Annotated in this window: 14 protein-coding genes; all 14 read left to right on the plus strand. The window is 65.3% G+C overall.

Going from position 1 to position 12312, the window contains the following annotated elements; all coding sequences use genetic code 11:
* The first annotated feature begins 39 nt into the window (after window positions 1-39).
* Window positions 40-651: a cob(I)yrinic acid a,c-diamide adenosyltransferase gene (gene cobO, locus IAE36_RS06285; RefSeq protein ID WP_201164778.1), complete on the plus strand. Its 612-nt coding sequence runs from the start codon at window positions 40-42 to the stop codon at window positions 649-651.
* Entirely contained in the window at window positions 648-1943 is a 1296-nt protein-coding gene (locus tag IAE36_RS06290) for a cobyrinate a,c-diamide synthase (RefSeq protein ID WP_201211153.1), read from the plus strand. Before cobO ends, IAE36_RS06290 begins: the two co-directional genes overlap by 4 nt.
* Window positions 1940-2590, plus strand: a complete 651-nt coding sequence (gene bluB, locus IAE36_RS06295) for a 5,6-dimethylbenzimidazole synthase (protein ID WP_201211154.1) — start codon at window positions 1940-1942, stop codon at window positions 2588-2590. Before IAE36_RS06290 ends, bluB begins: the two co-directional genes overlap by 4 nt.
* Window positions 2587-3495, plus strand: a complete 909-nt coding sequence (cbiB, locus tag IAE36_RS06300; RefSeq protein ID WP_201211156.1) for an adenosylcobinamide-phosphate synthase CbiB — start codon at window positions 2587-2589, stop codon at window positions 3493-3495. Before bluB ends, cbiB begins: the two co-directional genes overlap by 4 nt.
* Complete coding sequence (gene cobD / locus IAE36_RS06305) at window positions 3488-4480, plus strand: threonine-phosphate decarboxylase CobD (RefSeq protein WP_201211164.1); 993 nt, start codon at window positions 3488-3490, stop codon at window positions 4478-4480. The genes cbiB and cobD overlap by 8 nt, the downstream gene beginning before the upstream one ends.
* Window positions 4477-5931 (plus strand): cobyric acid synthase, encoded by a 1455-nt coding sequence (locus IAE36_RS06310; protein WP_201211166.1) that lies wholly within the window; start codon window positions 4477-4479, stop codon window positions 5929-5931. The genes cobD and IAE36_RS06310 overlap by 4 nt, the downstream gene beginning before the upstream one ends.
* 1 nt (window position 5932) lies before the next feature.
* The gene (gene cobU / locus IAE36_RS06315) at window positions 5933-6454 is read left to right on the plus strand and encodes a bifunctional adenosylcobinamide kinase/adenosylcobinamide-phosphate guanylyltransferase (RefSeq protein WP_201211169.1); all 522 of its coding nucleotides are present in this window, start codon (window positions 5933-5935) and stop codon (window positions 6452-6454) included.
* Entirely contained in the window at window positions 6451-7506 is a 1056-nt protein-coding gene (gene cobT, locus IAE36_RS06320; protein ID WP_201211172.1) for a nicotinate-nucleotide--dimethylbenzimidazole phosphoribosyltransferase, read from the plus strand. The genes cobU and cobT overlap by 4 nt, the downstream gene beginning before the upstream one ends.
* A complete protein-coding gene (locus IAE36_RS06325) occupies window positions 7503-8069 on the plus strand; it encodes a histidine phosphatase family protein (protein ID WP_201211174.1) in 567 nt (188 codons plus the stop codon). The genes cobT and IAE36_RS06325 overlap by 4 nt, the downstream gene beginning before the upstream one ends.
* Before the next feature lies 1 nt (window position 8070).
* The gene (locus tag IAE36_RS06330; protein ID WP_201211176.1) at window positions 8071-8793 is read left to right on the plus strand and encodes an adenosylcobinamide-GDP ribazoletransferase; all 723 of its coding nucleotides are present in this window, start codon (window positions 8071-8073) and stop codon (window positions 8791-8793) included.
* A 205-nt stretch (window positions 8794-8998) separates the two neighbouring features.
* Complete coding sequence (locus tag IAE36_RS06335) at window positions 8999-10126, plus strand: glycoside hydrolase family 5 protein (RefSeq protein ID WP_328822854.1); 1128 nt, start codon at window positions 8999-9001, stop codon at window positions 10124-10126.
* A 113-nt stretch (window positions 10127-10239) separates the two neighbouring features.
* Window positions 10240-11439 carry an MFS transporter gene (locus tag IAE36_RS06340; RefSeq protein ID WP_028635065.1) on the plus strand — a complete coding sequence of 400 codons (1200 nt, stop codon included), beginning with the start codon at window positions 10240-10242 and terminating at the stop codon, window positions 11437-11439.
* Window positions 11436-11558 (plus strand): hypothetical protein, encoded by a 123-nt coding sequence (locus tag IAE36_RS23835; protein WP_268933053.1) that lies wholly within the window; start codon window positions 11436-11438, stop codon window positions 11556-11558. Before IAE36_RS06340 ends, IAE36_RS23835 begins: the two co-directional genes overlap by 4 nt.
* A gap of 46 nt (window positions 11559-11604) precedes the next feature.
* Window positions 11605-12150 (plus strand): glutathione peroxidase, encoded by a 546-nt coding sequence (locus IAE36_RS06345; RefSeq protein ID WP_201211181.1) that lies wholly within the window; start codon window positions 11605-11607, stop codon window positions 12148-12150.
* Window positions 12151-12312: the final 162 nt, after the last annotated feature.

The following is a 12312-nucleotide window of genomic DNA, read 5'->3' on the forward strand; positions in this document are numbered from 1 at the left end:
CGCCATGGCTTGCCGTGGTGCCAGCCAGCGGAGCCCCCCATGAGCGAAATCACCGAACGCGACGAACGTCACCTGGCGCGCATGCAGCGCAAGAAAGCGGTCATCGACGAACGCATCGCCAACTCCCCCAACGAATGCGGCTTGCTGCTGGTACTGACCGGCAATGGCAAGGGCAAGAGCAGCTCGGCGTTCGGCATGCTCGCGCGTGCACTGGGCCATGGCATGCAGTGCGGTGTCGTGCAATTCATCAAAGGCCGCAACAGCACCGGCGAAGAGCTGTTCTTCCGTCGCTTCCCCGAGCAGGTGCGTTACCACGTGATGGGCGAGGGTTTCACGTGGGAAACCCAGGATCGCCAGCGTGACATCGCGGCGGCCGAGGCGGCATGGGCCGTGTCGCGTCAACTGCTGCAGGACGAATCTGTGCAGTTCGTGGTACTCGACGAGTTGAATATCGCCCTGAAGCACGGCTACCTGGAGCTGGATCAGGTGCTGTCCGACATCCAGGCCCGCCCACCCATGCAGCACGTGATCGTCACTGGTCGCGGTGCCAAACCAGAGATGGTCGAGCTGGCGGACACGGTGACTGAAATGGGCATGCTCAAGCACGCATTCCAGGCCGGCATCCGTGCCCAGAAGGGCGTGGAACTGTGAGCGCACCCCGCCAATGCCCCGCGGTACTGATTGCAGCCCCGGCTTCAGGGCAGGGCAAGACCACGGTGACCGCGGCCCTGGCCCGGCTGCACCGCAACCTGGGCCGCAAGGTACGGGTGTTCAAATGCGGGCCCGACTTTCTCGACCCGATGATTCTCGAACGGGCCAGCGGTGCGCCGGTGTATCAGTTGGACCTGTGGATGATCGGTGCCGAGGAAAGCCGCCGGTTGCTGTGGGAGGCCGCAGGTGAGGCCGACCTGATCCTGATCGAAGGGGTGATGGGGCTGTTCGACGGCACCCCCTCGAGCGCGGACCTGGCACGCCATTTCGGCGTGCCGGTGCTGGCGGTCATCGATGGTACGGCCATGGCCCAAACCTTCGGTGCATTGGCCCTGGGGCTGGCCCGCTATCAGCCCGACCTGCCGTTTGCCGGGGTGCTGGCCAACCGGGTGGGCAGCCTGCGCCACGCCCAGTTGCTTGAGGGTAGCCTGACCGAGGGGCTGCGCTGGTACGGCGGGTTGTCCCGTGAGCGGGGCATCGAGTTGCCCAGCCGCCACCTCGGCCTGGTCCAGGCCAGTGAACTGAACGACCTGGATACCCGGCTGGACGCCGCCGCGCAGGCGCTGGGTGACAGCTGCGATGCCACCCTGCCGCCGGCTGTCACCTTCGCCCAGGCACAGCCGTTGCAACCCTCTGCCTTGCTGGAAGGTGTGCGGGTAGGCGTGGCGCACGACGAGGCCTTTGCCTTCACCTACGGCGCCAACCTTGAATTGCTGCGGCGCATGGGCGCGCAGCTGGTGTTCTTCTCGCCGCTGCATGACCAGGTGCTGCCGAGGGTCGACAGCCTGTACCTGCCTGGCGGCTACCCCGAATTGCATCACCATGCCCTGGCGGATAACGCCCCGATGTGTCAGGCCATTCGCGCGCACCACGCCCAGGGCAAGCCCCTGTTGGCAGAGTGTGGCGGCATGCTGTATTTGCTGGAAGCGCTCACCGATGTGGCTGGCGAGCGTGCCGAGCTGCTGGGCCTGCTACCTGGCGAGGCGACCATGCAAAAACGCTTGGCGGCCTTGGCCTTGCAGGCTGTGGAACTGCCGGAGGGCACCCTGCGTGGCCATACCTATCACCATTCCCTGACCAGCACCACGCTGGAGCCCGTTGCACGTGGCCTGAGCCCCAATGGCGGGCGGGGCAACGAGGCGGTGTATCGCCTGGGGCGGTTGACGGCTTCCTATGTGCATTTTTATTTCCCCTCGAACCCTGAGGCGGCGGCGGCGCTGTTGCGACCATGACTGATCACGTTTTCAGTGAGCCCGAACGCGCTGCGGTATACCGAGCAATCGGCGAGCGCCGCGACATGCGCCATTTTGCCGGTGGCGAAGTGGCGCCAGAATTACTGGCGCGGCTGCTGGCGGCGGCCCATCAGGCACCCAGTGTCGGCCTCATGCAGCCCTGGCGCTTCATTCGCATTACCCAGCGTGCGTTACGCGAGCGCATCCAGGCGCTGGTCGAGCAGGAGCGTGTGCTGACTGCTCAGGCGTTGGGCGAGCGCTCCGACGACTTCATGAAACTCAAGGTCGAAGGCATAAACGATTGTGCAGAGCTGCTGGTGGCCGCCCTGATGGACAACCGCGAACCGCACCTGTTCGGCCGCCGCACGCTGCCTGAGATGGACCTTGCCTCGCTGGCCTGCGCCATCCAGAACCTGTGGCTGGCCGCACGTGCCGAGGGGCTGGGTATGGGTTGGGTGTCGTTGTTCGATCCGCAGGCCCTGGCCGCACTGTTGGGCATGCCCGCCGGGGCCAAACCTGTGGCGGTGCTCTGCCTGGGCCCTGTTACCGCGTTCTACCCGGCGCCCATGCTGGTGGTGGAGGGCTGGGCCCAGGCGCAGCCGCTGAGTGAGATGCTGTACGAAAACCGTTGGGGGGCACGCCCATGAGCGTAGCCTTGCTGACCGTCGCCGGCGTTGCTTTGGATGCCCTGTTCGGTGAACCCCAGCGGCGTCACCCGTTGGTTGCGTTTGGCAACATGGCGGCCAACCTTGAGCGCCGTTTGAACGCGGGCGGCCGTGGCTGGCGCAGCCATGGCGTGAGTGCCTGGTTCCTGGCCGTGGTGCCCTTGACCTTGGTTGCACTGATACTGTCCTGGCTGCCGGGCATTGGCTGGCTGGTGGACGCGCTCGCGTTGTACTGCGCGTTGGGCCTGCGCAGTTTGGGCGAACATGTACTGCCTGTTGCTGCCGCCTTGCGCCAGGGCGACCTGGAAGAGGCGCGGCGCCGTGTGGGTTACCTGGTCAGCCGCGAAACCCGTGAGCTGGATGAACCTGCGGTCGCACGGGCAGCTACCGAGTCGGTGCTGGAAAACGGCAGCGATGCCGTGTTCGCCGCGTTGTTCTGGTTCGTGGTAGCGGGTGCGCCGGGGGTGGTGCTGTACCGTCTGAGCAATACCCTTGATGCCATGTGGGGCTACCGCAACGAGCGCTTCGAGCGCTTTGGCTGGTGCGCCGCGCGTATCGACGACCTGCTCAACTACGTGCCGGCCCGGCTGGTGGCATTGACCTATGCGGTGCTTGGCAAAACCCGCCTGGCACTGGCCTGTTGGCGCCGGCAGGGCCCCTTGTGGGACAGCCCCAACGCTGGGCCGGTGATGGCCGCTGGCGCGGGTGCGCTGGGGGTGGAACTTGGCGGGCCTGCGGTGTACCACGGCCAGTTGCACGAGCGCCCGCGCCTGGGCGAAGGGCCGGCAGCCAGCGAGGACGCCATCGAGCGTGGCTGGCAGTTGGTGCAGCGCGGGGTCTGGTTATGGCTGTTGGTGATCTGCCTGGGGGCGTACCTGAATGCTTGAACACGGTGGCCGCCTGCTGCGCGCAGTGCGCCAGTACGGCATTGCACGCGAGCACTGGCTGGACCTGTCCAGTGGCATCGCGCCTTGGCCCTTTCCCATCCCGTCTATTCCTGTGCAAGCCTGGGCCCGCCTGCCTGAAACCCATGACGGCCTGGAGCAGGCCGCCTGCCGTTACTATGGCGCCGCTCAGTTGCTGCCGGTTGCCGGGTCCCAGGCTGCCATTCAGGCGCTGCCGCTGCTGCGCCCGCCCGGCAACGTCGGTGTGCTCAGCCCCTGTTATGCCGAACACGCCCATGCCTGGCAGCGTGCCGGGCATCAGTTGACGGCGCTGGACGAAACCCAGGTCGAGGCATCACTCGATCACCTGGATGTGCTGGTGCTGGTGAACCCGAACAACCCGACCGGCCGCAGCCTGCCACGTGAAACGGTGCTGGCCTGGCACCAGCGCCTGGCAGCGCGTGGGGGCTGGTTGCTGGTGGACGAAGCCTTCATGGACAACACCCCCGCGTGCAGCGTGGTGGATTGTGCTGAGCGCCCTGGGCTGATCGTCTTGCGCTCGTTCGGCAAATTCTTTGGGCTGGCGGGGGTTCGCCTGGGCTTCGTGGCGGCTGAGGGCAACCTGCTGTCGCGCCTGGCCGACCTGCTCGGGCCCTGGACCATCAACGGCCCGACCCGGGTATTGGCCCAGGCCAGCCTGGCCGATCAGGCCACCCAGCATCTGCAACGCGAGCGCTGCGCGGCTTACAGCCTGCGCCTTGCACAATTATTGGCGCGTGGCGGGCTTGCCGTCAGCGGCGGCTGCGACCTGTTTCAGTATGTGCGTTGCCAGCATGCTGCACACCTGCACGACCATCTTGCCCGCAGCGGCATTCTGGTTCGCCTGTTTGAACAGCCCTCGGCGCTGCGCTTTGGCCTGCCTGCCTGCGAGGCGGACGAACTGCGCCTGGCCCAGGCCCTGGCTACCTACAAGAAGGACACCCCATGACCACCCTCATGGTGCAAGGCACCACGTCCGACGCCGGTAAAAGCACCCTGGTGACTGCCCTGTGCCGCTGGCTGTTGCGCCAGGGTATCGGGGTGGTGCCGTTCAAACCGCAGAACATGGCGCTGAACAGTGCCGTGACCGCCGATGGTGGCGAAATTGGCCGCGCCCAGGCCGTGCAGGCCCAGGCCTGCCGCCTTGAGCCCCACACCGACATGAACCCGGTGCTGCTCAAACCCAACAGCGACACTGGCGCCCAGGTGATCATCCATGGCCGCGCCGTCACCAGCATGAATGCGGTCGCGTACCACGACTACAAGGCCATCGCCATGCAAGCGGTGCTGGCCTCCCACCGGCGCCTTAGCGAGGCCTGGCCAGTGGTGATGGTGGAAGGGGCAGGGTCCCCGGCGGAAATCAACTTGCGTGCCGGCGATATCGCCAACATGGGCTTTGCCGAGGCAGTGGATTGCCCCGTCATTCTGGTGGCCGACATCAACCGCGGAGGGGTCTTCGCCCACCTTGTCGGCACGCTGGAGCTGCTGTCGCCCAGCGAGCAGGCGCGGGTCAAAGGGTTTGTCATCAACCGCTTCAGGGGCGATATCGCCCTGCTGCAACCAGGGCTCGACTGGCTGGAGCAACGGACGGGCAAGCCGGTGCTGGGCGTGCTGCCCTACGTCACCGACCTGCACTTGGAGGCCGAGGATGGTATTGATGCACGCCAGGGCAAAAAGGATGCACAGGTACTGAAGGTGATCGTGCCGGTGCTGCCGCGTATCAGCAACCACACCGACTTCGACCCGCTGCGCCTGCATCCGCAGGTGGACCTGCAGTTTGTGGGCCCGGGCCAGCCTATCCCACCTGCCGACCTGATTATCCTGCCGGGCTCCAAGAGTGTACGCAGTGACCTGGCCCAGCTGCGCGAACGCGGCTGGGACAAGGCCATCGAGCGGCATCTGCGCTACGGTGGCAAGTTGATCGGCATTTGTGGCGGGCTGCAGATGCTCGGCCGTGACGTCCACGACCCCGCCGGCCTGGAAGGCGCCGCCGGTTCCAGCGCGGGCCTGGGGCTGTTCGACTACGCCACGGTACTGGAGGCCGAGAAGCAACTGCGCAACGTGGCGGGCACCCTGGCGCTTGAAACCGCGCCGGTCACCGGTTACGAGATCCACGCCGGGGTCACGACCGGCCCGGCACTGGGCCACCCTGCGGTGCAGCTGGCCGATGGCCGCAGCGACGGCGCCATCAGTGCCGACGGGCAGGTGCTCGCCACCTACCTGCACGGCTTGTTCGAGGGCAGCGCCTCCTGCGCGGCGTTGCTGCGCTGGGCAGGCCTGGATGAAGTGCAGGTAATCGATTACCAGGCGTTGCGCGAACGCGACATCGAGCGCCTGGCCGACCTGGTTGAGCGGCACCTGGACACCCGCCGCCTGCTGCAACTGTGTGGGGTAGCCTGAAATGCACAACCTGATCCTGGGCGGTGCCCGCTCCGGCAAAAGCCGCCTCGCCGAACAACTGGCTGCCGACAGCGGCCTGCCGGTGACCTACATCGCCACCAGCCAACCCTTGGACGGCGAGATGAACGAACGTGTGCAACTCCACCGTCAGCGGCGCCCCGCCGAGTGGGGGTTGATCGAGGAACCCCTGGCCCTGGCTAGCGTGCTACGGGGCGAAGCGGCAGAGGGGCGCTGCCTGCTGGTGGACTGCCTGACCTTGTGGCTGACCAACCTGCTGATGCTCGAAGACGATCAGCGCCTGGCCCAGGAGCGCGATGCGTTGCTGGAGTGCCTGCCCACCCTGCCTGGCACCCTGGTGCTGGTCAGTAACGAAACCGGCCTCGGCGTCGTGCCCATGGGCGAGCTGACCCGACGCTACGTCGACCTGGCCGGCTGGCTGCACCAGGCAGTGGCCGAGCGCTGTCAGCGCGTGGTGCTGACCGTGGCCGGCTTGCCCCTGATGCTGAAAGGACCTGCACTATGAACACGACCTGGTGGCAGAACCCCTGCCAAGCCGTCGATGAAAACGCCACGGGCCAGGCCCGTGCCCGTCAGCAACAGTTGACCAAGCCAGCGGGGTCCCTCGGCCAGCTGGAGAGCCTGGCGGTTCAGCTGGCCGGCCTGCAAGGGCGCGAGCGCCCGACCGTGGATAACGTTTTCATCACCCTGTTTGCTGGCGACCATGGGGTCGTCGAGGAAGGCATCTCCGCCTACCCACAAGCCGTCACCGGCCAGATGCTGCGCAATTTTGTCGGAGGTGGCGCGGCAATCAGTGTACTGGCCCGCCAACTGCAGGCCAGCCTGGAGGTGATCGACCTGGGCACGGTCGACCCGCATCTGGAACTGCCAGGGGTGAGCCATTTGCGCCTCGGCGCCGGTACCGCCAACTTCGCCCGCCAGCCTGCCATGACGGCGGGCCAGTTGCAGGCGGCCTTGCAGGCTGGCCGCGACAGCGCACAGCGTGCCGCCCAGGCCGATGGGCATTTGTTCATCGGTGGCGAGATGGGCATTGGCAACACCACGGCTGCAGCGGCCTTGGCCAGCGTGTTGCTGGGCTGCCCGGCAGCTGCCCTGAGCGGCCCCGGTACGGGTCTAGACAATGCCGGCGTGCGGCACAAGGCCGAGGTTATCGAGCGGGCGCTGAGCTTGCATGCGCTGCAGGCTACAGACCCGTTGCAGGCGCTGGCCTGTGTCGGCGGCTTCGAGATCGCCGCCCTGGCCGGTGCTTATCTGGGCTGCGCGCAAGCCGGGGTGGCGGTACTGGTGGACGGCTTCATCTGTAGCGTCGCTGCGCTGGTGGCGGTGCGGCTCAACCCACAGTGCCGCCCATGGTTGCTGTTTGCGCACCAGGGCGCCGAGCCCGGGCATCAGGCTGTGCTGGCTGCGCTGCAAGCCGAGCCATTGCTGGCGTTGGGCTTGCGGCTGGGCGAGGGCAGTGGTGCTGCCCTGGCCCAGCCGCTGCTGCGCCTGGCGTGTGCCCTGCACGGGCAGATGGCGACCTTTGCCGAGGCGGCCGTGGCGGACCGCCCGGCATGATCCTCGACCTGCTGCGCCACGGTGAAACCGAACAGGGCGGCCTGCGAGGCAGCATTGATGATGCCCTGACCAACAAGGGTTGGGCACAGATGCGCGAGGCCGTGGCAAAGGCCGGCCATTGGCAGGTGCTGGTGAGTTCGCCGTTGCAGCGTTGTGGCCGCTTCGCCGATGAGCTGGGGGCGCAATTGGGCTTGCCCGTGCAGCGCGAGCCTGCCCTGCAGGAGCTGCACTTCGGTGACTGGGAGGGCCGCACCGCTGCACAGATCATGGAACAGCAGGCCGACGAACTGGGGCGCTTCTGGGCAGACCCCTACGGCTACACACCGCCCAACGGCGAACCGGTTGAAGCCTTTGCCGGGCGCGTGCTGACGGCGGTAGGGCGCCTGGCGTGCCAGCACGCCGGCAAACGCGTGCTGCTGGTGACCCATGGTGGGGTGATACGCCTGTTGCTGTCCCGTGCCCGCGGCCTGCCAAGGGCACAACTGCTGCAGGTGGAAGTGGGCCACGGCGCACTCGTGCAGCTGCGGGTGACCGCGCAAGGGCAACTGATAGAGGGCTGCTGACATGCTACCGTTCTGGATCGCGTTGCAGTTTCTGAGCAGTTTGCCCGTCACCTTGCCGGGCATGCCAGCCCCTCGCGAGGTAGGCCGTTCGCTGCTGTTTTACCCGCTGGTTGGCCTGTTGTTCGGCCTGGTGCTCTGGTTGGCCAGCCACTTGCTGCAAGCGGTGCCGGCACCGCTGCATGCGGCGTTGCTGTTGAGCCTGTGGGTGGTGCTGAGCGGCGCCTTGCACCTGGATGGCCTGGCGGACAGTGCCGATGCCTGGCTGGGCGGGTTTGGCGACCGCGAACGCACCTTGCAGATCATGAAGGACCCCCGCAGCGGGCCGGTGGCGATCGTCACCCTGGTGCTGGTGTTGCTGCTTAAATTCTGTGCCCTGTGGGTGCTGGTGGAGCAAGGCGCTGGTGCAGTGTTGCTGCTCGCACCCGTGATCGGCCGGGCCGCGATGCTTGGCCTGTTTCTTTCTACCCCCTACGTCCGCCCTGGCGGCCTGGGCCAAGCCCTTGCCCAGCACCTGCCTCGGCGGGCTGCCATGGGGGGCGTGCTGGTGTGTACTGCTGTCGGCCTGCTGATGGCGGGTTGGGTCGTGGTGCTGGCACTGGGTGTGGCTGTCGCATTGCGGCGTCTGATGTGCCGGCGACTGGGCGGCACTACGGGTGATACAGCCGGTGCCATGCTGGAGCTGCTTGAGTTGGCCGTAGTGCTTGGCCTGGCTTTGAGTCTTTAGGTTGCCTGCATGAATATCAGAGCCTTCCTACAGAAAATCTTGCGTTTATATTCCGTAAAAATCATTGAATCGTTTTGAAAAGACGCTAACCCCGTATTCAAGTAGGCTCGCTGCTTCCTGAAAGCTGGAGAAGCCTGCCATGCGCCATTGGTTATTCACCGTTCTGCTGATGCTCTGTGTACCCGTTGCTACGGCAGCAGACCTGATCACGTTCTGGGACACGCCCCGCCACGGCGGCAATAGCTTCAACCGGCTGCCACCGGATCAGGCGTATTTCGACGCATTGCGCGGGTATGGCGCAACCTGGGTGCGGTTGTCCTACGACAAGTGGCAGCCTGCGCAGCGGGATTTCCTGCTGGGTAACGCCGATCACTATCAAGGCCTGCCATCGGCCGACCTGGCCACATTGCGTACTGCTCTGGACCGCGCCCACCAGGCGGGGTTGAAGGTAGTGATCGCGCCCCTGTCACTGCCGGGCATGCGTTGGTCGCAAAACAACAAGGGCCAGTTCGACGACCGCCTGTGGCAGGACAAAGCCTACTGGTTGCAGGCCGCGGGCTTCTGGAAAGACCTGGCGCGGGAGCTGAAAGGCCACCCGGCTGTTGCTGCGTACAACCTGGTGAACGAACCTGCGCCCGAGAAAATGAGCGACCTGGCCGAACACGCCGACGCCGAGAGCATGCGCCGGTGGTATGCCCGAGAGCAGGGTGGCGCGCGCGACTTGCCCGGGCTGTATCGGCAACTGATAACCGCTATCCGTCAGGAAGACCCAGCCACGCCGATCATGGTCGATGCGGGGTGGTTTGCCGCTGCCGATGCATTCGGCTACTGGCCGGCACCTTTGCCAGACCCACGTGTGCTCTACAGCATCCACATGTACGAGCCGTATTTTGTCACCAGTGCTCCCAATATGACCCGCAAGCAACCGTTGGCCTACCCTGGTGCGGCTCCCTTTGCCGGGCACACCCAGCAATGGGATAGCGAACGGGTGAAGCGCTACCTGCAGCAGCCCATTGCCTGGGCACAGGCCATGAAGTTGCCGCGTTCACGCCTGGTGGTAGGCGAGTTTGGCTGCATGCGCCGGCTGGCGGGCTGCCCGCAGTACCTTGAGGACGTTCTTGGGGTACTCGACGGTGCCCGGCTGCATTGGGCGTTCTACAGTTTCCGCGAAGACAGCTGGGATGGCATGGACTATGAACTGGGCGCTGCGAAAGTGCCGTGGCGGTACTGGCAGGCGATCGAGCAGGGCGCTCCCGACCCACTCCCTCGCACGGCCACCCCGCAGTTCGAACCTATCGCCAGGCGCCTGCGCCAGGCCGAGGGCGCGCCGTAACCCGATGCACCCGTACGCGCCACTTGATACCAGCCGGCCCACGCGTTCATGCTGCATGCCAGTGAGCGGGAATCTACCCGCAAGCACCTTGCGATGGGCTGGAGATAACAATAATGAGTTCGGTGTGGCGCACCAGCGGGTGGGTATTGTTGGGGGCGGCGTTGATTCTTGCGCTGTCTTTGGGCGTGCGGCATGGCTTTGGCCTGTTCCTGGCGCCGATGAGTGCGGATTTTGGCTGGGGCCGAGGGGTGTTTGCATTCGCCATTGCGTTGCAGAACCTGATCTGGGGGCTCGCCCAGCCGTTCGCGGGTGCTTTGGCTGACCGCCTCGGTGCGGGTCGGGTGGTGATGATCGGTGGGGTGCTGTACGCCACCGGGCTGGGGCTGATGGGCATGGCCGACTCTGCCTGGTCGCTCTCGCTCAGTGCCGGGCTGCTGATTGGCATCGGCCTGTCCGGTACATCGTTCTCAGTGATATTGGGTGTGGTTGGGCGCGCCGTGCCGGCGGACAAGCGCAGTATGGCCATGGGCATCGCCAGCGCTGCCGGCTCGTTCGGCCAGTTCGCCATGTTGCCGGGCACGTTGGGCCTGATCCAGTGGCTGGGCTGGTCCGCCGCGTTGCTGGTGTTGGGGCTGCTGGTGGCGTTTATCGTGCCGTTGGTGGGCCTGCTGCGCGATCGCCCGCTGCCCGCGCTGGGCAGTGAGCAGACCCTGGGCGAAGCCTTGCGCGAGGCGTGCGGGCATTCGGGCTTCTGGTTGCTGGCGCTGGGGTTCTTCGTGTGCGGGTTCCAGGTGGTGTTCATTGGTGTACACCTGCCGGCCTACCTGGTGGACCAGCACCTGCCGGCAACCACCGGCACCACCGTGCTGGCGCTGGTGGGCCTGTTCAATATCGCCGGTACGTTCACTGCCGGCTGGCTCGGCGGGCGCATGTCCAAGCCGCGTTTGCTCACTGGGCTGTATCTGCTGCGGGCGGTGGTTATCGTGCTGTTTCTGTGGGCGCCGGTGAGTGCGTTCAGTGCCTATCTGTTTGGTATCGCCATGGGGCTGTTGTGGTTGTCCACGGTGCCGCTGACCAATGGCACGGTGGCCACGTTGTTCGGGGTGCGCAACCTGTCGATGTTGGGCGGCATTGTGTTCCTGTTCCATCAGTTGGGGGCGTTTCTGGGCGGCTGGTTGGGGGGTGTTGTCTATGATCGAACGGGCAGCTACGACCTGGTCTGGCAGATCGCAATCCTGCTGAGCTTGATGGCGGCGGCTCTCAACTGGCCCGTGCGTGAACGGCCCGTGGCGCGTTTGCAGGCGGCAGCATGAACCGGTCTGTGGCGCGGGTGGGGCTCGTGATTGTGGCGCTGGTGGCGCTGGCCCTGGTGTGGTGGGGGTGGCACCAGGGTGGCATGGCGTTGATGCAATTGGGCATGGGCGTTTGTTAAGCGCTACGCTGCAAGTTCGGGCATTGGCCAACAGGAGTCAGTTGACGTGAAGACACAGTGGTTGACAGTACCGTTGCTGGCGTTGTGCGCCGCGCTACCGGTGTGGGCGGCCGAGTGCCCGGCGGTATTGCAGGGGGCGCTGCCAGAGCTGCGGGGCAAGGGGCAGGTGGATTTGTGCGAGCGCTATGGCGGTAAGCCGCTGGTGGTGATCAACACGGCCAGCTATTGCGGTTTTGCGCCACAGTTCGAGGGGCTTGAGGCCACGTACAAGGAGTATCACGGTCGGGGGCTCGAGATGTTGGGGGTGCCCTCCAATGACTTCAAGCAGGAGGATGCCGACAGCGAGAAGACGGCGAAGGTCTGTTATGCCAATTATGGGGTGACCTTTACCATGACCAAGGAGCAGGCGGTACGGGGTAAGGATGCGATCCCTCTGTTTGTGGAGCTGGCGAGGCAGAGCAGTGCGCCGAAGTGGAATTTTTATAAGTATGTGATTGATCGGCAAGGGAAGGTGATTGCGAGTTTTTCCAGTTTGACGAAGCCGGATGATCCGGCGTTTCGGGGGGCGATTGAGAGGGCTCTGGGGCGGTAGGGTTGAGTGGTTGTGCTTGGGGGCCTATATTGGGTTTGAAGTTTGAAGTTTGAAGTTTGAAGTTTGAAGTTTGAAGTTTGAAGTTATTTGCTGTGTGGGTTTTTATGGCGGGCATAGTCCATATGCGATGGTGACGCTTATTCACCTTTTCGCCCTTACGGC

Origin of the sequence: Pseudomonas sp. S36 (assembly GCF_016647875.1) — a bacterium.
Classification (GTDB): Bacteria; Pseudomonadota; Gammaproteobacteria; order Pseudomonadales; family Pseudomonadaceae; genus Aquipseudomonas; species Aquipseudomonas parafulva.

Coding starts and splice junctions, on each gene's coding strand:
- cobO (WP_201164778.1), top strand. CDS start 40: ATGAGCGAAATCACCGAACGCGACGAACGTCACCTGGCGCGCATGCAG.
- IAE36_RS06310 (WP_201211166.1), top strand. CDS start 4,477: ATGACCACCCTCATGGTGCAAGGCACCACGTCCGACGCCGGTAAAAGC.
- IAE36_RS06325 (WP_201211174.1), top strand. CDS start 7,503: ATGATCCTCGACCTGCTGCGCCACGGTGAAACCGAACAGGGCGGCCTG.
- cobU (WP_201211169.1), top strand. CDS start 5,933: ATGCACAACCTGATCCTGGGCGGTGCCCGCTCCGGCAAAAGCCGCCTC.
- bluB (WP_201211154.1), top strand. CDS start 1,940: ATGACTGATCACGTTTTCAGTGAGCCCGAACGCGCTGCGGTATACCGA.
- IAE36_RS06330 (WP_201211176.1), top strand. CDS start 8,071: ATGCTACCGTTCTGGATCGCGTTGCAGTTTCTGAGCAGTTTGCCCGTC.
- cbiB (WP_201211156.1), top strand. CDS start 2,587: ATGAGCGTAGCCTTGCTGACCGTCGCCGGCGTTGCTTTGGATGCCCTG.
- IAE36_RS23835 (WP_268933053.1), top strand. CDS start 11,436: ATGAACCGGTCTGTGGCGCGGGTGGGGCTCGTGATTGTGGCGCTGGTG.
- cobT (WP_201211172.1), top strand. CDS start 6,451: ATGAACACGACCTGGTGGCAGAACCCCTGCCAAGCCGTCGATGAAAAC.
- IAE36_RS06340 (WP_028635065.1), top strand. CDS start 10,240: ATGAGTTCGGTGTGGCGCACCAGCGGGTGGGTATTGTTGGGGGCGGCG.
- cobD (WP_201211164.1), top strand. CDS start 3,488: ATGCTTGAACACGGTGGCCGCCTGCTGCGCGCAGTGCGCCAGTACGGC.